This is a genomic window from Paenibacillus sp. FSL R7-269 (assembly GCF_000517865.1).
In the GTDB taxonomy this organism is placed as follows: Bacteria; Bacillota; Bacilli; order Paenibacillales; family Paenibacillaceae; genus Paenibacillus_AQ.
The window spans coordinates 50,444-72,757 of the sequence record NZ_ASPS01000049.1; the positions used below are offsets into that span (position 1 = coordinate 50,444).

The 22,314-nt window shown below is 45.3% G+C and carries 19 protein-coding genes; all 19 read right to left on the minus strand.

Features of this window, described 5'->3' with window-relative positions:
• Window positions 1–15 precede the first annotated feature (15 nt).
• On the minus strand, window positions 16–1,038 hold the full coding sequence (locus C162_RS21450; protein ID WP_036697531.1) for an EpsG family protein: 1,023 nt from the start codon (window positions 1,036–1,038) through the stop codon (window positions 16–18).
• Window positions 1,035–2,270: a glycosyltransferase gene (locus C162_RS21455; protein ID WP_235218497.1), complete on the minus strand. Its 1,236-nt coding sequence runs from the start codon at window positions 2,268–2,270 to the stop codon at window positions 1,035–1,037. The genes C162_RS21450 and C162_RS21455 overlap by 4 nt, the downstream gene beginning before the upstream one ends.
• 35 nt (window positions 2,271–2,305) lie before the next feature.
• A complete protein-coding gene (gene wecB, locus C162_RS21460) occupies window positions 2,306–3,430 on the minus strand; it encodes a non-hydrolyzing UDP-N-acetylglucosamine 2-epimerase (protein WP_036697535.1) in 1,125 nt (374 codons plus the stop codon).
• Between the two features lie 2 nt (window positions 3,431–3,432).
• Window positions 3,433–4,548: a polysaccharide biosynthesis C-terminal domain-containing protein gene (locus C162_RS21465; protein WP_036697537.1), complete on the minus strand. Its 1,116-nt coding sequence runs from the start codon at window positions 4,546–4,548 to the stop codon at window positions 3,433–3,435.
• A gap of 4 nt (window positions 4,549–4,552) precedes the next feature.
• Window positions 4,553–5,569 carry a nucleoside-diphosphate sugar epimerase/dehydratase gene (locus C162_RS21470; protein WP_036697540.1) on the minus strand — a complete coding sequence of 339 codons (1,017 nt, stop codon included), beginning with the start codon at window positions 5,567–5,569 and terminating at the stop codon, window positions 4,553–4,555.
• On the minus strand, window positions 5,556–6,806 hold the full coding sequence (locus tag C162_RS21475) for a glycosyltransferase family 4 protein (RefSeq protein WP_036697542.1): 1,251 nt from the start codon (window positions 6,804–6,806) through the stop codon (window positions 5,556–5,558). The genes C162_RS21470 and C162_RS21475 overlap by 14 nt, the downstream gene beginning before the upstream one ends.
• A 3-nt stretch (window positions 6,807–6,809) precedes the next feature.
• A complete protein-coding gene (locus tag C162_RS21480) occupies window positions 6,810–7,688 on the minus strand; it encodes an NAD-dependent epimerase/dehydratase family protein (protein ID WP_036697545.1) in 879 nt (292 codons plus the stop codon).
• Window positions 7,689–8,318, minus strand: coding sequence for a sugar transferase (locus tag C162_RS21485; RefSeq protein ID WP_051493828.1), 630 nt, complete (start codon window positions 8,316–8,318; stop codon window positions 7,689–7,691).
• Window positions 8,319–8,422: 104 nt separating this feature from the next.
• A complete protein-coding gene (locus tag C162_RS21490) occupies window positions 8,423–9,472 on the minus strand; it encodes a stalk domain-containing protein (protein ID WP_036697547.1) in 1,050 nt (349 codons plus the stop codon).
• A gap of 2 nt (window positions 9,473–9,474) precedes the next feature.
• Entirely contained in the window at window positions 9,475–10,134 is a 660-nt protein-coding gene (locus C162_RS21495; RefSeq protein WP_036697549.1) for a hypothetical protein, read from the minus strand.
• Window positions 10,135–10,157: 23 nt separating this feature from the next.
• Entirely contained in the window at window positions 10,158–11,990 is a 1,833-nt protein-coding gene (locus C162_RS21500; protein WP_036697552.1) for a polysaccharide biosynthesis protein, read from the minus strand.
• Between the two features lie 41 nt (window positions 11,991–12,031).
• Window positions 12,032–12,718: a CpsD/CapB family tyrosine-protein kinase gene (locus C162_RS21505; protein ID WP_036697555.1), complete on the minus strand. Its 687-nt coding sequence runs from the start codon at window positions 12,716–12,718 to the stop codon at window positions 12,032–12,034.
• On the minus strand, window positions 12,699–13,475 hold the full coding sequence (locus C162_RS21510; protein ID WP_084649006.1) for a YveK family protein: 777 nt from the start codon (window positions 13,473–13,475) through the stop codon (window positions 12,699–12,701). Before C162_RS21510 ends, C162_RS21505 begins: the two co-directional genes overlap by 20 nt.
• A 98-nt stretch (window positions 13,476–13,573) precedes the next feature.
• Entirely contained in the window at window positions 13,574–15,598 is a 2,025-nt protein-coding gene (locus C162_RS21515) for an S-layer homology domain-containing protein (RefSeq protein ID WP_036697560.1), read from the minus strand.
• An 85-nt stretch (window positions 15,599–15,683) separates the two neighbouring features.
• Window positions 15,684–16,466, minus strand: a complete 783-nt coding sequence (locus C162_RS21520; protein ID WP_036697561.1) for a tyrosine-protein phosphatase — start codon at window positions 16,464–16,466, stop codon at window positions 15,684–15,686.
• A 101-nt stretch (window positions 16,467–16,567) separates the two neighbouring features.
• The gene (locus tag C162_RS21525) at window positions 16,568–17,155 is read right to left on the minus strand and encodes a hypothetical protein (protein ID WP_036697564.1); all 588 of its coding nucleotides are present in this window, start codon (window positions 17,153–17,155) and stop codon (window positions 16,568–16,570) included.
• Between the two features lie 30 nt (window positions 17,156–17,185).
• Entirely contained in the window at window positions 17,186–17,851 is a 666-nt protein-coding gene (yihA, locus tag C162_RS21530; protein ID WP_036697566.1) for a ribosome biogenesis GTP-binding protein YihA/YsxC, read from the minus strand.
• A gap of 12 nt (window positions 17,852–17,863) precedes the next feature.
• On the minus strand, window positions 17,864–20,257 hold the full coding sequence (gene lon / locus C162_RS21535) for an endopeptidase La (RefSeq protein WP_051493829.1): 2,394 nt from the start codon (window positions 20,255–20,257) through the stop codon (window positions 17,864–17,866).
• A gap of 234 nt (window positions 20,258–20,491) precedes the next feature.
• Window positions 20,492–22,201 carry an ATP-dependent protease LonB gene (gene lonB, locus C162_RS21540; RefSeq protein ID WP_036697567.1) on the minus strand — a complete coding sequence of 570 codons (1,710 nt, stop codon included), beginning with the start codon at window positions 22,199–22,201 and terminating at the stop codon, window positions 20,492–20,494.
• Window positions 22,202–22,314: the final 113 nt, after the last annotated feature.

Sequence of the window (22,314 nt, forward strand, 5' to 3'; positions counted from 1 at the left end):
TCCTTTCTTACAAAATTATTTCTCAAGGATAGTCCTATACGTGCTGTACGCATCGTGCCATAATGGGTTATTAAAAAAAGAGAAATATCTTAATAAATAAATCAATACAATTAAAATAAACAATATTTGTTTATTGGCTCTTACATTAATTTTAGTAAGAATTTGCGGGATGGTAATAATCATGAAAATATCAAAATACATTCCAAATCTTGTGATCATTGAAATCTTAAAAGCAGCTATTGAAATAATAGTCGCTATTAATGAAAGTTTACCAAATATTAGCTCTTTGCCCTCAAGTTTATTAATATTAAATATAATGAAAAAAAACAAGAAACTCGAAATCAATGTAGATCTAACGCTGTTTTCATTTCCTTCTTCAACGTAGTGCCTATACTGTGGAAATATTTGATATGTTTGATTAATAATTAATTCTAATAATGGTGTAAATACTATAAATAATAGGAAACCAACAATTATAACCATCCATTTTTTTTTGATTTTCCGATCATTAATAAAAAAACACATAGGTAATAATATTATTGCACTTTGATGAAATCCAGAAGCAATAATTATAAATAGTAAGTAATAAATTATTCTTTTCTTTATCAAGAAAAAGACAGAAATTATTATAAAGCATATTGCAATCGTCTGTCTTATTCCAGATAAATGAACTAAGAAAAGATATGGATTAATTAAAAGAATTAAAACACTTATCCAATAATTTTCAATTAATATAGTTTTCTTAATTAGTTGATAAATAACAAGAATATAAAAAAAACTAACTACAGCTATGAACCATTGAAAATTGTATATCAAAATATTGGAGTACTTAAATAGAATATCGTTTTCTCCCCAAGCTGATATTCCTGAATTCAGGGCAGAATGTATAAGAGAATAACTCAAGTAATCATTTCCATAGTTGTATCTCAATGCTAAAAATAGGAATAAAACAGCGAATGTAAAATAAAAAAACGGCAGTTTTTTATTAATATTTGGTAACAAAAAAAATAACGAAACTACAAATACGATGTGAGTCATTGTTTAGCTCCTTCTTCACCTAATAAGAAGGAAACTACTTTTTTTCCTTGGTTAACATAATTCTTACTTTTTGCAAATTCCATTGCTTTTAATCCTAGTTTATACTTTTCAGTTTTATTCATTAGACTTACTTTTTGTAATAAACCTGCGATTGTTTTTGGCTCATTATTCTCTAATACCAGCATATAATTCATATAATCTTCTGGCATACCAGGCAAAACAGTTGATATTAATGGAGTACCTGATAGCATATACTCCAGTGTTTTTGATGGAAATGAATATTTAACATAATACTCATCAGCCGATCGAGCATTTATAAGAAAGTCAGCATCTCTTTGAATTTTTATTATTTCTTCATTTGTTACAAAACCTTTATAATGAACATTCTCATTAATCATACAAATTTTCTTTAAATCTTCCTCATAATCTCCGCGGCCATATACCACTAATTGCAGCCTTTTGTCTGTCAGCAAACAAAATGATTCAACTATCTTGTCTATTCCGTACCTTTTTGAAAGTGAACCACTATATACTACAATTATACTATCTTTCCCCCCTTCCGAGTTTTTAAGTAAAAACTCGGAATTAATATCATTTTCGTCAATTATTCCTTCTATTACTAAGTAGGGGATCCCAAATGCAAAATCTTCGGCTAAATATTTAGTAAGTGCTATGACCTTTGAAGTTCTTTTCATTAAATACTTGGATAATAAAAGTTCTATTCTTCTAAATTTAGCTTTCAAAAAACTATCATTAATATTAGGAATAGAAGGTGGGTCAGTCCATATGACAATAAAATCAATGCTAAATATTTTAGATATAAGTTTACCAATCATCATGAATGGAACATGAACTGAGTAAACAATTATACCTCCTTTATTATCTACTTTATAATATTCTTTATAGCAATAATATAATCCACAAAGAAATCTTGTTAAACTTTTTAATACACCTAAGTTAAGGAAAGGCATTTCTTTAATTTTAATTTTCCTATCAAACAACTCAACTACCCATTCCTTTGATTTAATAAATTTTCGTTTGTAAAATGGATAATCAGAGACTGCTCTGGTTGAAACATAAGTATATTCAAATGAATTATCATTCTCAAGTGCCTTAATCATATTCCAAATAAACTTATGAGTTTGAATAGACGGAAATTCATCTAAATAAAAAGTTTCTTCCATTTCATCATCTGGTATAGCAAATCCTAAAAAAAGAAAGTTCTTTTTCATCTTTCCCCCATAATTTTTTTCTACAAGTGTCCCCATTATTTATTCCATACATATTGATCTATAATTTTCGAGTAACTCAGAAGTATCTTAACAATTTTAACGGAAACATTACAATCTTGATAATCATTCGGAATAGTTTTTTGCTTTCTTGAATCCCATATTAATCTACTAATTTCAACAGACCTCACTATTTCCTCTTCTTTGATTCCACCTATTATTACATTTCCCTTGTCAAGAACTTCTGGTCGCTCAGTAGAAGTCCTAAGAAGTACACCTTGAAAATCAAGCATTGTACTTTCTTCAGACAAAGTACCACTATCAGAAAGCACACAGAAACTATTTTTTTGCAGCTTATTATAATCCAAGAAACCAAACGGTTTTAAATTCTGTACAAGAGGATGAAACTTGAAATTACGTTGTTCAATAAACTTCATACTTCTAGGATGTGTAGAATAAATTACCGGCATTTGATAGCGTTCAGCAATCTTATTTATTGCATTCATCAATGACATAAAATTCTGTTCATTATCAATGTTTTCTTCTCGATGTGCAGAAACAATAATATATTTTCCAGCCTCTAAATTTAGTTTTTCTAATATATCACTTGCATCAATCTTATCCATATGAGCTTGTAGAACTTCTTGCATTGGTGAACCAGTTACGAAAATATGTTCTTTACGGAAGCCTTCAGATAGTAGATATCTTCTAGAGTGTTCAGTGTACGGCAGGTTAATGTCAGAGATATGATCAACGATCTTTCGATTAATTTCTTCTGGTACATTCTGGTCAAAGCATCTATTTCCAGCCTCCATGTGGAAGATAGGTACTTTTAATCTTTTAGCTGCTATTGCACTAAGAGCACTATTCGTGTCTCCTAAGATAAGAAGTGCATCTGGCTTTTCTTTCTCCAAGACTTCAAAGGATTTTGCAATAATATTCCCCATTGTTTCCCCAAGATTTGTTCCTACAGCTTCTAAAAAATAATCTGGCTGACGAAGCTCAAGTTCATTAAAGAATACTTCATTTAATGTAAAATCCCAGTTCTGACCTGTATGTACAAGAATATGATTGAAATATTTATCGCAAGCCTTAATACACTCAGATAACCGAATGATTTCCGGTCTAGTACCAAGGATTGTCATGACTTTAAGTTTTTCCATAATTATACCTCCAAGTAATAAGTATCTGGCTTATCAGGATTAAACAACTCATTTGCCCAAAATAGAGTGATAACTTCTGTAGTACCTGTGTTAGTAATGGAGTGCGTATAGCCTGGTGGAATATCTATTACCTTAAGCCGTCGCCCATTTACGGGATACTCAATGATCTGTTCACTTTCGATATGACGGAAATTCACTATAGCTTCACCCTCAATTACAAGGAATTTCTCGACTTTAGTATGATGCCAATGGTTACCACGGGTAATTCCCGGCTTAGTTCGTGAGATGAAGACTTGCCCTGAATGTTCTGTTTTAATAAATTCTGCTAGCCACCCCCTATTATCATGCTTCATTTCCAGATCGTATCCAAAATCATCTTCTGGTAAATAGGATAAATATGTACTGTATAAAAAACGTTCGAAATCATTCTTCAAATCCGAAATAACTAATGTGTGCCGACTCTTCTTAAACGCTAACAAGCTAGCTTCTAGATGTTTAAGCTTAATACTAAAAGAACGAGGAATTTCATAAAAATCAGTGGAATTCATCATGTTCATACCGTCTAGTTTATTTATGAAAGAATCTACTACGTCATCGATATATACCAATGTTATTTCAGCATCCGGATTATTTACTTGAATGGGTATATCTCTACTTATATTGAAACACCATGTTGCAACTACAGAATTATAATTAGGTTTACTCCACTTCCCGAACACATTTGGCAATCGGTATACAAACGTGTCCACCCCTACTTCCCGTCCATAAGAAAGTACCACCTCTTCTGCTGCACGCTTACTCTTCCCATAGGAGTTATCTTGTTGGGCTTGTGTAGAAGATGATAATACGATTGGAGTATTCTTACCGTGAGAGTGCAGTATATTTATCAGATGTTGAGTATAATCAAAATTACCAGTTATAAACTCCTCTTCATTCATGGGTCGATTGATCCCAGCAAGGTGAAAAATAAAATCTGCTTTAAGCGCGTACTCTTCTAAATCCTGCAGAGAATTTTTAGAGCCAATTCTTAATATTTCAATATCCTCTTTACATTTAAGAGAAGCAATTAAATTACGTCCAATAAAACCATATGCCCCCGTAACTAAAATTGTCTTCATTTTATTAGCCCCTGCCATTAAGTTCTTTTTTTATTAAATCTAGACTTAACAAAAGTTCTTTAATGCCTGGCACATCTAATCTTTCTGTATTGTGAGAATTATATTCCCATCCTTCAGAAATCTCCTTGTCACCTTGTTCAAAGAATTTATCATAATTCAAATCTCTGGTATCGGCTGAAATTCGATAATAGCTTCCCAAATCGTCTGCTTTAGACATTTCCTCTCTCGTAAGCAGTGTTTCGTACAGTTTCTCACCATGTCTTGTTCCAATAATCTTAGTTTTACTATCCGATTCAAATAACTCCTTTAGCGCCAGTGCGAGCTCTCCTATAGTAGATGCAGGGGCTTTTTGCACAAAGATATCACCTTGTACGGCTTTATTAAATGCGAAGAGTACAAGTTCAACAGCGTCTTCTAAAGACATCAAATATCTTGTCATATCAGGATCAGTGATAGTTACATCTTCATAATTTTTAATCTGTTCTATGAATAACGGAATGACTGATCCGCGAGAACACATTACATTACCATAACGAGTCCCGCATATTAATGTGTTTTCTGGAGATACAGTTCTTGATTTTGCAACCATTACCTTCTCCATCATTGCTTTAGAAATACCCATTGCATTAATCGGATATACAGCTTTATCTGTTGACAAACATACAACCTTTTTTACTCCAAACGCTATGGCTGCATTAAGAACATTCTCAGTTCCGATCACATTTGTTTTCACAGCTTCCATTGGAAAGAATTCACATGAAGGAACCTGTTTTAAGGCCGCAGCATGGAATACATAATCAACGTTATGCATAGCCGCCGCTACGCTATTATAGTCCCTAACATCACCTATGAAGAATTTCACTTTATCATTTCTTAGTTCTTTACGCATATCATCTTGTTTTTTTTCATCTCTTGAGAAAATTCGAATTTCTTTTATTTCAGTATTTAAAAATCTTTTCAGCACTGCATTACCAAATGAACCAGTTCCGCCGGTTATTAACAAAGTCTTATCCTTGAACATTCTCTTTATCCCCCATTAGTAAATTAGAATCAAAATAACTATCCATCTCATTCATTAAGTCGTACTTATTAAAATTTTCAATATAGTATTTTCTAGCGTTACTTCCCATTTCAAGCAACTGTTCTGGAGTTTTATTGAAAATATCAATAATAATACTAGCAAGCTTTTGTTCATCCCCTGCGGGGCTAAACAGGCCCCCCTCAGACTCTTCTAAAATTCGATTTGTCTCACCATTTGATGATGATATGACTGGAATTCCACAAGCCATATAAGATTGCAATTTAGCTGGTATTGTCATAGCGAATAATGGATTATCAGTCAAACATTGAAAAGCAACCTCGCAATTAGCTAATAACTCAGGAATCCGTATCGCTGGTTGTCTGGGAATAAAATTAAACATTTCAGCAACATCTTTTTTATTCACTAACTCTACTAGCTCTTGCTTGTATCTACCATCTCCAACAATATTAAATCTAATTCTATGTGCAAGTTTCTTCTCTTTTAAAGACTTAGCTGTGGCAGGTAAAATTTCAAGTCCTTGAGCATTTCCGATATTACCAGTGAAAATAATATTAAATACATCATCATCGGGTATCTCTGGCACAACAGATTTTGTTTTTGGTGTATAAAAGTCCTCTGCATACTGTGGCCAATATGATATCTTCTCTTTCTTCACTCCCCGATTTGCAATTGCTTGAACAAAGCTTCTAGATGTTGCGAAAATTTTATCGCAATGCAAATATATATAATCTACCATCTTTCCTATTGCACCGATGATATATTTATTGGTAATTCCAGTAATGATCTCAACATTTTCTGGCCAAAGATCTTGAACATATAAATAACAAGGGATTTTTTTCTTTTTTGCATACCATACTCCGGGTAAAGCTTGTGTCATGGGAGAAACCTCAAAAATAAATACATAATCCGCATTGATTTTAGTGAAAACTTTCCAAAATAACCCTGATAAAACAAATGAAATGTAATTTAATGCAAGCATCAATGAGCTTTTACCTCTTGGCACTAAGGGTATTCTAATAATATCAACACCATTGTAAACTTCCGTACGGTTTTTAAATAATCCGTACCCCGGATAGTATTTACCTTGCGGATAGTTAGGGATTCCCGTAATAACTGTCACTTTATATCCCTTTTTGACCCATTCTGTACAGATATCATTAATGCGAAACTGCTCAGGGTAAAAATATTGAGCTACAACCAATATATGTTTATTCACTCTCTACCCTTCTTTGTCTATGGTTTCTGTTAAATGAATTGATTCTATAAAATTTCGAATTTGATAGTTATCCTTATATTCACTAATAGCTAGTTCATAAGCTAAATCACCAAATAATTTGTTAATTACACTTACTTTTCGTGCTAACTTATTTAAAAGTAATAAATTGAATGCTTTAGTCAATATTATTTTTTTGCCATGAACTTGTGCTATAGAAATAACCATCTGACTTGTGTTTACATATTCAATATTTTGCGGAAAGAATAGACCTTGTTCCTTATTCACAATCATAAATCTTATAAATTCGCAAAGATTATCTATATGTAACATGCTACGTTTGTTATTTATGTTAGGAAATACAGGAAATTTTCTAGTGAAGCTTGCCAATAACTGATAGTTTCCCCTTGAAGCTCTTCCGTAAATCATGGGCGGCCTTAATATCACAACCTTGAAACCTTCACTCCCTAGTGTCATAACTTTTTTTTCAGCCTGCAATTTACTTTCCCCATAAAAGTTACTTGGTTTAGGTATAGTATTTCTATCTATAACCTTCACTTGTCCACTATCCCCATACACAATAATACTACTCATAAAAATAAACTGTCTTACTCCATCTTGCTTTGCCTTTCTAGCCACTTCTATGGTCAAATCACGATTAACTCTATAGTACTCCTGCTCCATACTTGGATCAGTCGACACATGCGCTATACCAGCTACGTGCAGCACAACATCATAAATTGAGAAATCATATTCCTTCCAAGCCTCGCCTCTTACAGATAATTCTTCAACTTCGTATTGCTCAGGCCATTGCTTTACCCAGTTGATGAAGCTTGTACCTACATAACTCCCCTTACCTGTGATAAGAATTCTTTTCTTTTCCATTTATAACGAGGCTCCTTTGGTGTTGGGGGGGGCTTCTGTGCTCACTGCGCCTTCTCTAACCCCATCCGACTTCAGCACACTGAGGATCGTCATACAGAATACTTTAAAATCCAATCCTAGAGAGATTCTCCGTGTGTATTCTCCATCAAGCTTAGCCTTTACTTCATTTGGCAGTTCATCCCGCCCATTAACCTGCGCCCATCCGGTAAGCCCGGGCTTAATCTCGTTCGTTCCATACTTATCTCGCTCTGCAATCAAATCATACTGATTCCACAGCGCAGGGCGCGGGCCTACTATGCTCATGTCGCCTTTGAGAATATTTATAATCTGAGGAAGCTCATCAAGGCTTGTCTTCCTCAGGAATTTGCCTACTTTGGTGATGAAGAAGTCAGGATCTTGCAGCAAATGTGTAGGCATATCGCTTGGTGTATCTGTGCGCATCGTTCTGAACTTAAGAATATAGAATTCTTTTTTATTCCTGCCCACCCGCTTTTGCCGGAATAGAACAGGTCCTTTCGATGTGGACTTGATCACCACGGCGATAATCAAGAAAAAAGGCCATAACAGGAACATTCCGATTAGAGCCAATATGAAATCTAAAGTTTGTTTTACGATCATATAAGGCTTCATACGTTCACCTTGTCCTTAAGATACTATGGTTCACAGCTACAATTGCGTAGAAAGGATAACAATAGTTGTGAACCACACTTCTATTATTAAGATTACTTCAACTCTTAATTTACTAGTGATGCAGCTCCCGCTATCCCCTGTTGAAGGCTTGCTTCAAATGCGTCTTTATACTGCTTTATAATAGCTGTGCTATATCCATTAGTGTTTAGTTTTTGTTCAGCGTCAGCAAGTATACTGTTGAAAGAAGCTCTAGACGAAGCTAATTGCTGCTTCCCTTTTTCTTTGATACTCTGTTTGGCAGCATCATCCGTTGCACTTAAGTATTCCAGAAGTATTCCTGTCAAAGCAGCTTGACTCTGCGACTGCAACGCGCTCAGCTTCGCTTCAGTCTCACTGGTGATACTCTCATAAGAAACCTTACCAGACCCTGTTCCTGCCGATCCTGAACCGCCTGCTGCTCCACCTGGTTCAGCCGCTGGGGTTGCTGCTGGTGCCGGTGTTGCACTTGCAGATGGACTAGCTCCCTTGTCGGTTGGTTTCGCAGAAGCCGTATTTTCTTCGTAGACTTTAGAATTTGCTGTTATGGTCTTTGTTTTTGGATTCCAGCTAATGGAATTTCCTGCAGATTCCGATAAGAATCTTAGAGGGACATAGATCGAGCCGTTCAGCAGATAACTGGACTGGCCTGCGGGTAATGCCTTCGTGCTCCCACTAAATACATAACTTGCATTAACGTTGTTCAGGGTAATATTCTTGGCTGCAAAAGATGGACTGGAAGTCGCATTCATCAGGTATTCCTTAATGACCACCATCTCTGAGCTGCTTGGCTCAGCTACGGTTACCTTCAGATTCTTGGCATCCCAGATTACACTCTTCTGCAGGGCATACGACATGAAGCGCAAAGGGACATAGGTGGTGTTATTGTACATGAACACATGTTGTCCGGCTGGCGGCTGTAGTGCTACACCATCGAATAGCAGGGTTACATCTACATTCTGTACTTTGATAGAATTGGATGCTTTGATGGGCGCTGCAGTTGCAGTGGCTACAGGAGTAGCTGCTGCTACAGTAACCGGAGCCGATGCTATCAGGGGCTCACAGCCCATTAAGGCTACGCTCAGAAGTGCTGCTGCTGGAACCTTGATCTTGAACATGCCTATTCACTTCCTTTTTCTTGGGCTTTGAGTTTCTCTTCTTCAGCTAAGATCTGATCCCGGGTCTTGCCTTGGCTGACGCCGTACTTCTTGGCAATCTGAGCTAATTCGTTGTATTGCTCCTCTGAGACCTTGCCGAGGATAATGCTACGGGCTTCCCGCTTCTCCTCAGTTGTTAGTCCGCCTTGGGCTAACTCTTGCAATCTCTTAATATCTGATACACTGAGCTGCTTGGCTACGATAGCTGCCACATTCGCTTTATCTGTGATCGTTACGTTCTCTTGAACTTCCTTAGCCTTGTCCGTTGAAATATGGGCTAGTCCATCCACAGGTGTTGGAGCAGGAGTGCTTGCAGGCTTGCCAGCACTTACCGGCTTGTCCGTGCTGGCGGCATTACCGGATGCAGGTGTACTAGCTGGTGCAGCGCTTGAAGCCGGATCAGCGGAAGCTGCTGGCTCCGCAGACGGGTCGCTATCTGCTACCACAGGCTCAATCACTTGTCCCTGAGGGACACTGGGCGTATTGCCAGCTTCCACATCGAAGCCGCCTGCCATTGAGTTCATTAGCTTATCGACAGCATAATTGGCCGCGAATAACCCGCCAACACCTAACACCACGACGACCGACAGCGTCCAGATCAAACCTTTTTTCCATCTTTTCACTTCAGGTACCTCCACATCTCTAATTAGCTAATGGCTGCCTGGATGACTGGCTGCATCGGTACGATCTGGTTAATCACTTCGCGGATGGCTTCCGCATCTTCAGTGACAACCCGTTCCAACCGTTTGAATTCAAGCTCCATCTGGCTCCGGGTGAAGACGTTAGGTCTGCCGATGAAGATCCGGTCATGCTGAGTGGAACCCAGGTTCTCCTCATCGGTCAATAGTTCTTCATACAGCTTCTCGCCTTCACGGATGCCTGAGAAGGTGATGTCGATGTCCTTGTAAGGCTCGTAACCGGACAGTGTGATTAAGTCCTCGGCCAGAGCCAGGATCTTAACCGGCGCTCCCATATCCAGGACGAATACTTCTCCGCCATTCGCGAAGGAGCCGGACTGGATCACCAGTTGAACCGCCTCGGGAATCGTCATGAAGTAACGGACCATCTCGGGATGCGTTACGGTGACCGGCCCACCGGCGGCAATCTGCGACTTGAAGGCGGGAATGACACTGCCCCGGCTGCCTAATACGTTACCGAAGCGTACCGCAGAGAACTTGGTAGGACTTGCTACATTGAGACTCTGCACATACATCTCGGCAATCCGCTTCGTGGCCCCCATGACGCTAGTCGGGTTCACGGCCTTGTCGGAGGAGATCATCACGAAGCGCTCTGCGCCATACATGTCTGCACAGTCGGCTACATTGCGGGTCCCGAAGACATTATTCTTGATCGCTTCGGAAGGGTTGCGCTCCATCAGAGGAACGTGCTTATGTGCTGCCGCATGAAAGACCACCTGCGGCTTATAGCTCTGGAATACATCTATTAACCGGGTGCGGTCCTGAACGTCAGCAATTAAGGTCACGATCTCCAGATAAGGGAAGCTCTTGCGCAGTTCCATCTCAATCGTATAGATACTGTTCTCGCCATGTCCCAGAATCATCAGCTTGTCCGGTGCAAAGGGAGCTATCTGGCGGCACAGCTCTGATCCGATAGAACCGCCTGCGCCCGTAACCAGTACGGTCTTGTTATGAACATAGCCCAGAATACTGTTCATGTCTGCAACAATCGGCTCACGGCCCAGAAGGTCCTCTACGCTAACATCGCGGAGCTTCTTGACGGAAATCTTGCCTGCGATCAGGTCATTCAGAGCCGGTATAATCTTCAGCTTCGCGCCTGTAGCCTTGGCCAGATTAATAATCTCGGATATTTCTGTTCTGGAGACCGAGGGCATCGCGATAATAATCTCGTGAATCTGCTTCTCCTTCACAATCCGTGGAATGTCATAACGGTTACCCAATACAGGCACACCCAGAATGGACAGGTGATATTTATCTGCGCTGTCATCGATGAATCCAACCAGCCGGGTGCTCGCGAAGGAAGGTCCTGTCAGTTCTTTGGCAATCAGGATTCCGCAATCTCCAGCCCCGACAATAAGCGTATGAAGCTCGGTATTCTTGTTGTTGCTCCGGTCACTGCGGAAGACTCTCCAGAAGAAGCGGACTCCCCCAACCAGCAGCAGAACCGTCTCCATCGACCGGACTTCTATGCTGAATGGCACGCGTTCGGGCAAGATAATATAAGCGGCAGCGAAAGATAATACTGCTCCTACTACAATAGCTTTGAGAACTGATATAATCTCGTTAATACTGGCATATTGCCACATTCTGCGGTAGAGTCCGAAGTAGACCAGGCTTCCCCCGACGGCCACCGTGGAGATTACGCCGAACACGATCATCTGTACCACATATTCCGGCGGAATCTCATTGTAGAACCGGAACAGGTAGGACGTCACGATGCTGAACCATATGATCGCAATATCGATCATGAATAATACCAACACTCTTGTTTTCGCTGTCATTTTCAGTGCCTCCAAAAATAACAATTTATCAATTAAACAATTCAATTGCCATAGTAGTAATAGTAGTAGCCTTCACTGGCCTTGCGCTTCACGTTGTTAAGGACCACGCCCAGCATCTTGGCCCCGACCCGGTCCAGATTTGCCTTCGCCTTAGCGGCAATATCACGCTTCACCTTACCGTAGCTGACCACCATGATTACGCCGTCACTCTTGGAGGCCACAATCTGCGCATCTGTAACGGCCAGTAGCGGCGGAGTATCAATCAGAATCACATCATATAACTGGCGCAGCTCCTGCAGCACCGCACTCATCCGGTTGGAGGCCATCATCTCCGCAGGATTCGGAGGAATCGGGCCAGATGTCATCAGATACAGGTTGTTCACACCGGATTCCTGAATCACCTCAGACAGATTCGCCTGCTGCGAGAGCAAGGAGGACAACCCATACCGGTTACTCAGGGAAAAAGTCTTATGTGCTGTAGGCTTGCGCAAGTCACCATCGATTAGCAGCACCTTCTTATCCGCTTGCGCGTAAGCAGCGGCCAGGTTGGCAGTAACGGTTGACTTTCCTTCCTCCGGTCCGGAAGAAGTGACCATAATAATCTGGATCTGTTCATCTACAGAGGAGAAATCTATGTTCGTGCGCAGTGCCCGAAAGGCTTCGGATACCGGCGAACGCGGGTTGGTCACGGTGATCAGATGGCGTTGTTTATTTGGCTGCTGTGACATGCTCGAGTTCCCCCGCCTTTCTGCTCTGTGTCTGAGTCTGCTGCCCGGTGGTCTTGGTTTCTTCCTGGCCCAGCCGGGTAATCATGGCTATAGTCGGAAGTCCGAGGTATTTCTTAATGTCGTCTTCTGTCTTCAGCGTATCATCGAGATACTCCAGCAGGAAGGCAATCCCCAGGCCGATCATCAGGGATACGATAAAAGCAATCGCGAGGTTCATGACCACATTCGGCTCTACCGGTCCGGGTGCAACTGGCGGATTAAGCTTAGCTTCGTTGAGGATGGACACATTCTGTACGTTGAACAAGGACGGAATCTCCTGCTTAAATACAAGTGATATGGCATTCACGATCTCTGCGGCTCTCTGGTATGAATTATCTCGAACGACAAGTGTCATCACCTGCGTATTATTTACAGAACTCACGTTAACCTTCTTCAGCATTTCCTCTGCCGTAATCCCGAATTGCGGATAGTTCTTGGCCACAACATCGAGGATCGCCGGAGTCTTGATAATTTCCTTGTACGTATTGATCAGCTGAATGTTGGTATTAATCTGATTCAGATCCAGCTGCGCCGCCGTAGCTTGGGTAGGCGTCTGATTAACAATGATCTTCGTTGAAGCTTCATAGACCGGATTCTTGATATATAAGCTGTAGATCCCGGCAAGAACACAAGCCACGATAACAATGCTGATAATCATCCACAGTCTCTTCCTGACAATCTGGAAATAATCGCGCAAATCCAATTCTTGTGCTGACAAGTGCATTTCCCTCCAAGCTGTAAATTCTTATACCCTATTTCCTAAAAAAGCGCCTCCTCTCTAAACGACGAGAGGAGGCTCTCCACAATACTATTTACTTACTTGAAGTTGATGGTGCGGTAGATAATCACTGCAGCTTCAGCACGTGTAGCTGTGTTGTTAGGATTGAACTTGCCAGCGTTGCCGATAACCAGGTTATTGCTGGCAGCGAAGGCTACTCCGTCTTTCAGGGAAGCAGCGATCTTGCCTGCATCAGAGAACTTGCTCAGGGAGCTGACATTCGTAGCAGCTTCCGGCTTCTGCGACTTCACGGCACGGGCAATCATCGTTGCCATTTCTGCACGCGTAATCGTTGCATTAGGATCGAACTGGGCTGCACTGCGTCCAGTAATGATACCCTTCTCAGCAGCAACAGCTACGTAAGGAGCATACCAGGAAGTGGAGCTTACATCGCCGAAGCTCTGCTTCGCGGAGTTGTTCTCCAGGTTCAGTGCGCGGATCAGCATCTTGGAGAATTCTGCACGGGTCACATTGCTCTTCGGAGCAAAGTTGCCGTTGCCTACGCCTTCAATAGCGCCCTTGGCTGCTACGACTGAGATCTGTCTTCCAGCCCAGGCTTGAACACTTGCAACATCCTTGAAGCTGACTTTGTTCTCCAGTACAGCGTAGGAAGAGAAGCCGTCACGCGGTTCAGTGATGTGATCACCGTCTACAACACCACCCTGGTATTGCAGCGCGCCGTAAACTACCTTCGCAACGGACAGCAGTTCGCGGTCAAGGCCTTCTGTATTCTTAAGCGGCAGCTTGATGATGATTGGCTGCTTGAAGGTGGATGTAACCACACCGCCCACAGTCAATTCGAAGTCGTATACGCTTGATGTCAGCTTATTGCTGGACAGGGAAGTTACGGTTGTATCTGCTACAGTGGAAGTAGTCAGTGTAATAGCTTCACTGAACTGTCCTACTGGAATCGTTACGGTCAAGCCGTTGAAGGTAATTGCAATGTTGGCAATGCCTTTCGCCTTGGCTGCTTCGATGATTGCTTTGGACAATGGTACTTCTACCGTTGCCGCATTCACTGTACCCAGGTTCAGGGTAAGGGTAAGACCTGTCTTACCGGCATTGGCTGCAACCAGTGCATCGAAGGCCTTCAGTACGTCAGCATCTACGAGCTTCAAGGTTGCTTTGTCGCCTACAATCGTTACCAGCTTGGATACATCGTAGATTCCTGGTGTAGCAGTAGGGTTCGTAACTGGAGTTGTTACTGTGCCGCCACCGCCGCCGCCAGTGCTGCCACCAGGGGATCCAGGATCAGGTGTTACAGGCTCGTTAATGTAAGCTCTAACATAAGCTGAAGCAAGAGCCATCATTGCTGGCTTGGCTGTCGGGATTGTATCCTTCAGGTTCTTCAGACTGAGCTTAATATCTCCAGGAGTAATGTTAAGGTTGTACAATACCTGGCTTACGGTCAGACCACCTTCAACTGTGTTATGGTTCAGCACCTTGGTAATAGCTTCATCCAGCAATTTATTCAGAGCATCATCAGTGCTGGAAGCATTAGCGATCAGGTTCAACAAATCAGTTGCGGACTTATTGCTGATCATTGCGCGAAGTTCAGCTTCAACGCCTTTGTCACCGAACAGGAATTCAGTGAAGTCTTTAGCTGTAAGATTAGATACGTCAGCCTTAGCTGCAATCTTCTTCAGCAAGGCACCGTTGTCCAGATTGTAGCGGATATCCTTAATTGCAGTGTAATTCTTGTCATACACATCGTAGACTACACTGGATACACTCGTGAAAGCTTTATGGGCAGTTGCAAGATCTTCATTATTCAATTTAAGCTTAGAAAGTACTGGTTGGAAGATCTGTTCGAACTTCTCAGCGCTAAGATTGCCCGCTTCCTGCTCATACGCAAGCAATGCTTGTCTCTCTTTCTCTGTAAGCTGAGCATAAATCTTCTCAACCTTAGCCTTCACATCTGCCTGCGATACTGCTGCTGCGGAAGCTGTACTCACTCCAAAATGTTCAGCCAATCCCTTACTGCTGAACGGGAATCCGGCAACGGATGCCGCTGCCATGCTTACTGCTAGTGTAGATACTGCCAATTTTTTCTTCAAAGTCACTTGTCATCCACCTCTGTGTATGTATTTTTATATAAATAGAACATAAATCCAGTAATACCCATTCTACCACCAAAAGTTAAGTAGGTCACCCCTTACGCGAAAAAAATCCGAACAATCTATGAAGTTTGCTGTTAGATTGAATAGAATTAACTCGATTAATCTCCTTATTTGCAAGGATATCGCGCGCATTTTGTTGAAAAAAGTCGACTGACTCTGCTCCTAATTCCCGCCGCACCACCCCGTAAGCCTCGCTTAATCCAAAGGGACGGTTCATAGAATCATGCGCATCGGATGCAATAATATGCACGGCATGCTGCCGGCATAATTCGAGCGACAGCTTCTGCAGCTTACTCCCGAAGACGCCGGCGATACTCTGTGCGGTTACCTGTCCAAGAGCGCCAAGCTCAATTAACCGCAGCAGCTTGGACGGATCGGCAGCAACCTCCGCATTGCGCTCCGGGTGGGCAATAACCGGCACCATTCCCTGAATGACCAGCTCATGGCAGGTCTCTTCCATCGTGCGGGGCACCCTAGAAGAGGGCATCTCCAGCAAAATATACCGGGAACCGGCAAGCGTCAGCAGTTGTCCGCGCTCCAGATCATCGAGCAGTTCACCGTAGATCCGGATCTCCTGCCCCTGCAGCACGATCAGCGGATTGCCTGCCTCCTGCAGCTTCGCATTCAGCACCCGCACCGCCGCTTCAATCTCCGGGGCCGGATTCATATAGACTCCGTTCGCATGGTGGGGCGTAGCTATTACAGTTGAAATACCATCGTTATGGGCGTCAAGGGCCATGGCGAGAGCGGCGTCGTAATCAGCGGCTCCGTCATCCATGAAGGGTAGAATGTGGCTATGGATATCTATCATATGTTGTTTATCGGTCCCTTCGTAGAGGATATGTATAGTTTCCGCAAAAAAATACAACCATTTCACTAGGAAATGATTGCCATATTTTAAAACAATATCACCTACGCTTCCAGTCGGAACAGCTGGCCGGCCGCCTCTGCAAGTCTCTCATCTACTTCGTTAATTACTGCCTCTTGCTGACTACGGTTGCGCATATCGAGCAGTCTATCAATCTCTTGTCGGAGCTGCTCAATCTCACCTTCTACGCTCTGACGCTTGTAGACAGCCAGCATCTCTGCCACTGAATATTTATGCTGATAGATCAGCTTGGTGCCTTCCGGCCTCACTTCCGAGATCCGGCGCACCGAACCGCCTTCATAGTAATACATCATCGTTAGGTCCTTATAAATCCGGTTTACGGTCCCCGTGCCCTTATACATGAAGAATAATTTGCGGACTGCATTAATCAGATGAGGATTCACCACCCTGCAGGTCAAGGAACCCATATAGATGCCACCTTTGCGTTCAAAAGACAGATGAACCTCCTCACCTCCGGCCTCCTCCAGCACAATCTCCTGTTCGCCCGCGCCCAATACCTTCACACGGTGACTGATATAGCTGGTATCTGCTGTCTGCAGGAACTGGTTCAGCTGAAATTCGGTCATTTGCATCGTTGCATTCACATATTCCATCGCCAGACGCTGAGCCATAAACATCCCTCAATTCTTAATGACAAACCCTTAAGTCTCGGAAGGCGCTTCGTGCTGCGGTTCATCCCCGGAATTCGGATCATCCGGTTCTGCCGGAAGCTCTTCTTCGGTGGGTAGAGTATGTCTATCTATAAGTTCCCATAATTCGTCTTTGCCAAGTCCAATCTCTGATGAATACGCAATGAAGCTGTCTCCCGGCAGCACACCGAGTTCTTGCTTCATGATCTTAATATGCTTCGGCCAGCGGGTCTTCGGAATTTTGTCCGCTTTGGTGGCCACTACGCAGAGCGGCAGATCGTAGTGCTTCAGCCAGTCGAACATCATTTTGTCATTGGCCGTCGGCGGGTGGCGCAGATCTACGATAAGCAGGACCATCTTCAGCGTCTCGCGCTCTGCCATGTACTTTTCGACCATTTTGCCCCAGGAGGCGCGTTGTGTCTTCGAGACCTTGGCATAGCCATAGCCCGGGAAGTCAACGAAATACATGCTCTCATTCACACGATAATAGTTCATATGCTGCGTCTTGCCCGGTGTAGAACTGGTACGGGCCAGATTCTTGCGGTTAATCATCCGGTTGATCAGAGAAGACTTCCCTACATTGGAGCGCCCTGCCAGAGCAATCTCCGGCAAGGCATCCACAGGGTATTGGTCAGGGCCTACGGCACTGATAATAAATTCGGAGCTAATAACTTTCATAGGACTTCCTTTCTAATGCACACTACTCGGCGCTTCAATGCTTATTTCTGTGTCTGAGTCTGAATCGGTGTTGATGCCTTCTTCATGATCTACGAGCGCGTGCTTCAGTACCTGATCCATATGGGATACCGGCACGAACTCGACATCACTAAGGACACTCTCAGGAATATCCTTGAGGTCGCGTTCATTGTCCTTCGGGATAAGAATCTTCTTGTAGCCTGCACGGTGGGCTGCCAGCGATTTCTCCTTAAGACCTCCGATAGGCAATACGCGTCCGCGCAGCGTGATCTCACCGGTCATAGCAACATGCTTGGAGACATAACGCTTGGTGAGCGCAGAGATCAGCGCCGTGGCGATTGTAATCCCTGCGGACGGGCCGTCCTTGGGAATGGCACCTTCGGGAATATGGATGTGAATATCGTTCTTCTCGTGAAAATCAGGAGCAAGCCCCAGCTCCTCCGCCTTCGAGCGGGTATAGCTGAAGGCGGCCTGCGCCGACTCCTTCATTACATCGCCGAGCTGTCCGGTCAGCGTCAGCTTCCCGGTGCCCTGGACCACCGTGACTTCAATCAGCAGCGTATCGCCGCCAACCTCTGTCCAGGCCAGCCCGGTAACGGTACCGATCTGATCCTCCAGCTCTGCCATTCCATAGCGGTACTTGGAGGCTCCCAGGTAATCCTTGATCTCTTCTGGAAGAATGCTGACGCGCTCCTTCTCTTCGGAGACGATCTGCTTCGCCGCCTTACGGCAAAGGGCCGCAATCTGCTGCTCCAGATTCCGCACCCCGGATTCGCGGGTGTACTCGCGCACCATCTTCAGCAGCGTATCATCTCCGATGGACAGCTGCTCTTCCGCAAGGCCGTGGCTCTTGCGCTGCTTCGGCAGCAGATAACGGCTGGCAATCTCCAGCTTCTCCAGCTCCGTATAGCCGGGAATGAACAGCATCTCCATCCGGTCCAGCAGCGGACGCGGGATGTTATGCACGGCATTCGCCGTAGTGACGAACATGACATTCGACAAGTCGAACGGCAGCTCTACGAAGTGATCGCTGAACGTATTGTTCTGTTCCGGGTCCAGCACCTCCAGCAGGGCCGCCGACGGATCGCCGCGGAAGTCCGCTGCCATCTTGTCGATCTCATCCAGCAGGAAGACCGGATTAATGCTGCCTGCCGTCTTCATTCCCTGGATGATCCGGCCCGGCATTGCGCCGACATACGTACGGCGGTGACCCCGGATCTCGGCTTCATCCCGCACGCCGCCCAGCGAAATGCGGACGAACTTGCGGTTCAGGGAGCGGGCGATGGAGCGGGCGAGCGAGGTTTTGCCGACGCCCGGAGGACCTACCAGACACAGAATCGGTCCTTTCAGACCCTTGACCAGCTTCTGCACGGCCAGGTATTCCAGCACCCGTTCCTTCGGCTTCTCCAGACCATAATGGTCTGCGTCCAGCACTTCTTCTGCCTTACGGATATCCAGATCATCTTCCGTAGCTTCGCTCCAGGGCAGACCGAGCAGCCAATCCACATAGTTGCGGATGACGCTGCCTTCGGCCGAGCTTGCCGGCATTTTCTCCAGCCGGTCGATTTCCTTCAGGATCTTCTCCTGCACCCGCTCCGGCAGGTTCTTCTCTTCCATCTGAGCGCGCAGCTCATCAGCTTCGCCGGCCCGGCCTTCCTTCTCGCCAAGCTCCTTCTGGATCGCTTTCATCTGCTCGCGCAGGTAATACTCCTTCTGGGTCTTCTCCATCTGCTTCTTCACGCGCTGGCTGATCTTGCGTTCGAGTTCCAGCACTTCGCGCTCATTATTGAGGATATCGAGCAGCTTCTCCAGACGCTTGCTGACGTCAATGGTCTCCAGGATCTCCTGTTTGTCCTTGATCTTCAGCGCCAGATGACTGGTGATAACATCCGCCAGCCGCCCGGGCTCCTCGATATCGGAGACCGCAGCGAGTGTCTCTGGCGTTACTTTTTTGGACAAAGTGATGTAGTGTTCGAACTGGCTCAGCACGCTGCGCATCAGGGCATCGCTCTCCTGGTCCACATCCTCCTGCTCCGGCAGCTCACGCGCCATCACCTCATAGTACTCTTCGTTGTCCGTATAATGAATAATCTCGGCCCGCTCTACGCCTTCCACCAGCACACGGATCGTGCCGTTGGGGAGCTTCAGCATCTGCCGCACATTCGCCACCGTACCTACGCGGAATATATCCTCTTGCCCCGGCTCTTCAATATTAACTTCCGACTGGGAGCAGAGGAGAATCAGATTATCTTCAACCATAGCTTTCTCTAGTGCCCGGACGGACTTCTCACGGCCTACATCCAGATGCAGAACCATACTGGGATATACAAGAAGACCTCTAAGCGGTAATAAAGGAAAACGACGACCTTTGGATTTATTTTGTATCATCGCTTTCGCACCTCCCATGGTTCATAAGTAGTGTCATATGCATTCATTCTAACAAAAGCCGCATGAAAACACCAACAACCCGTGTCCGCAATTGGCGTTATTGGCATGCTCACCCATCGGTATGTAGTATTCGCTGAACATTCGTGTCCTATGCCGCTGCTCTCCCTTCTTCATCCAGTCAAAAAAATCCCCCGGCGCTTGCCCGCCAGGGGATTCCTTCACACTGTGCCTGTCTTACCCGGGCATACTCTCGCCCGAAGCATCCGCCTTCAGAAGTGAAGGCGCTGAAGAGAAGGTCTCGCCGGATACGGCGGGCATTCTGATGTCTGCCGTATCCGTGCCGAACAGGTGGCGGAACACTTCCTCCACCGTGTCCACCGGAATCACCCGCAGCGCGCCGAGATCGGCGAACAGCGACTGCCAGTTCTCCTTCGGGATCAGCACGGTCGTTGCTCCCGCCTGGAAGGCAGCCTCCACCTTGGCGACCACGCCGCCGACCGGCTTCACCCGGCCATGGATGCCGACCTCCCCGGTGATTGCCACCGTGTTGTCCACCGGCAGGTGCCGGATGGCAGAGACGATGGCCACCGCCATGGCCACCCCGGCGGACGGGCCGTCAATCGGCGTCCCTCCGGGGAAGTTAATGTGCAGGTCATACTTGTCCGGCTCCAGCTTCATGGAGCGCAGGACGGTCAGCACATTCTCGATGGAGCCCCGGGCCATGCTCTTGCGACGCACAGTCCGCGAGCCGCCGCGTGTCTCCTCTTCATCGACTACCCCGGTGATATTCAGCCTGCCCGGCCCGTTAAGGGCGGGCGCGGCTGAGACCTCAATCTCCAGCAGCGTGCCCATGCCGGGCCCGTAGACGGCAAGGCCATTGACCAGTCCGACCTGCGGAGCGGAAGGGATTTTGCGCTCCGTCCGCAGCGGCAGCTGGCTGCTGCTGGCGACCCATTCCACTTCCGCAGCGCTAAGCGTGTCCCGGCCTTCGGTCAGCGCAAGACCCGCAGCCAGCTGAATCATATTTACAGCCTCACGGCCGTTCGTAGCATACTGCTGCACGACCTCCACCGCTTCGGGGCTTGGCTTCAGCCCGATCTTCTGAACGGCATCCCGTCCGATCACGGCAATCTCCTCCGGCAGCAGCGGACGGAAATAAATCTCCATGCAGCGCGAACGCAGCGCAGGCGAGATCTCATCCGGCGACCGTGTCGTGGCTCCGACCAGCCGGAAATCGGCAGGCAAGCCATTTTGGAAGATATCATGAATATACGCTGGTGTATTACTGTCCTCCGAGTTGTAATAGGCGCTCTCCAGCAGCACCTTACGGTCTTCCAGCACCTTCAGCAGCTTGTTCATCTGAATGGGATGCAGCTCGCCAATCTCATCGAGGAAGAGAATTCCCCCATGTGCCTTGGTTACTGCGCCCGGCTTCGGCTGCGGGACTCCCGCCACGCCCATGGCCCCCGCTCCCTGATAGATCGGATCATGCACGGACCCGATTAGCGGATCGGCAATTCCGCGCTCGTCGAAGCGCGCCGTAGTGGCATCGATCTCGGTGAATTTGGCGTCACGCTTGAACGGCGACAACGCATTCTTCTTCGCTTCCTCCATAACCACCCTCGCCGCTGCCGTCTTGCCCACACCCGGCGGCCCGTAGATAATCACATGCTGCGGATTGGCACTGCACAGCGCGGCCTTCAAGGCGCGCAGCCCGTCCTTCTGTCCGACGATATCGTCGATAGAGGCGGGGCGTGTCTTTTCTGAGAGCGGCTTGGTCAGTGAGATCATCCGCATCTTCCGCAGCTTATCCAGCTCCTTGCGCGATTCCCGGTCCACCGCCGTCTTGTTCGTCTTCTGTCCCCGCAGCAGATTCCAAAAATAAACGCCGATGACCAGCGCGAAAAAGAGCTGCACGACCATCAGCAATATACTTAGTTCCATAGGTCACCCTCCTGTATCCTTCCGTCTGCCTATTCTGTATTCAGCTACTACTAGGTAGTATAGCCGTTTCAGACATTCGTAAACTCCCGCAACAAAAAAACCGGATCCCATTC

Excerpts from the sequence above, each read along its gene's own strand:
- C162_RS21450 (WP_036697531.1), bottom strand. The coding sequence starts at position 1,038 with ATGACTCACATCGTATTTGTAGTTTCGTTATTTTTTTTGTTACCAAAT.
- C162_RS21455 (WP_235218497.1), bottom strand. The coding sequence starts at position 2,270 with ATGAAAAAGAACTTTCTTTTTTTAGGATTTGCTATACCAGATGATGAA.
- wecB (WP_036697535.1), bottom strand. The coding sequence starts at position 3,430 with ATGGAAAAACTTAAAGTCATGACAATCCTTGGTACTAGACCGGAAATC.
- C162_RS21465 (WP_036697537.1), bottom strand. The coding sequence starts at position 4,548 with ATGAAGACAATTTTAGTTACGGGGGCATATGGTTTTATTGGACGTAAT.
- C162_RS21470 (WP_036697540.1), bottom strand. The coding sequence starts at position 5,569 with ATGTTCAAGGATAAGACTTTGTTAATAACCGGCGGAACTGGTTCATTT.
- C162_RS21480 (WP_036697545.1), bottom strand. The coding sequence starts at position 7,688 with ATGGAAAAGAAAAGAATTCTTATCACAGGTAAGGGGAGTTATGTAGGT.
- C162_RS21485 (WP_051493828.1), bottom strand. The coding sequence starts at position 8,318 with ATGAAGCCTTATATGATCGTAAAACAAACTTTAGATTTCATATTGGCT.
- C162_RS21490 (WP_036697547.1), bottom strand. The coding sequence starts at position 9,472 with ATGTTCAAGATCAAGGTTCCAGCAGCAGCACTTCTGAGCGTAGCCTTA.
- C162_RS21500 (WP_036697552.1), bottom strand. The coding sequence starts at position 11,990 with ATGACAGCGAAAACAAGAGTGTTGGTATTATTCATGATCGATATTGCG.
- C162_RS21505 (WP_036697555.1), bottom strand. The coding sequence starts at position 12,718 with ATGTCACAGCAGCCAAATAAACAACGCCATCTGATCACCGTGACCAAC.
- C162_RS21520 (WP_036697561.1), bottom strand. The coding sequence starts at position 16,466 with ATGATAGATATCCATAGCCACATTCTACCCTTCATGGATGACGGAGCC.
- C162_RS21525 (WP_036697564.1), bottom strand. The coding sequence starts at position 17,155 with ATGGCTCAGCGTCTGGCGATGGAATATGTGAATGCAACGATGCAAATG.
- yihA (WP_036697566.1), bottom strand. The coding sequence starts at position 17,851 with ATGAAAGTTATTAGCTCCGAATTTATTATCAGTGCCGTAGGCCCTGAC.
- lon (WP_051493829.1), bottom strand. The coding sequence starts at position 20,257 with ATGATACAAAATAAATCCAAAGGTCGTCGTTTTCCTTTATTACCGCTT.
- lonB (WP_036697567.1), bottom strand. The coding sequence starts at position 22,201 with ATGGAACTAAGTATATTGCTGATGGTCGTGCAGCTCTTTTTCGCGCTG.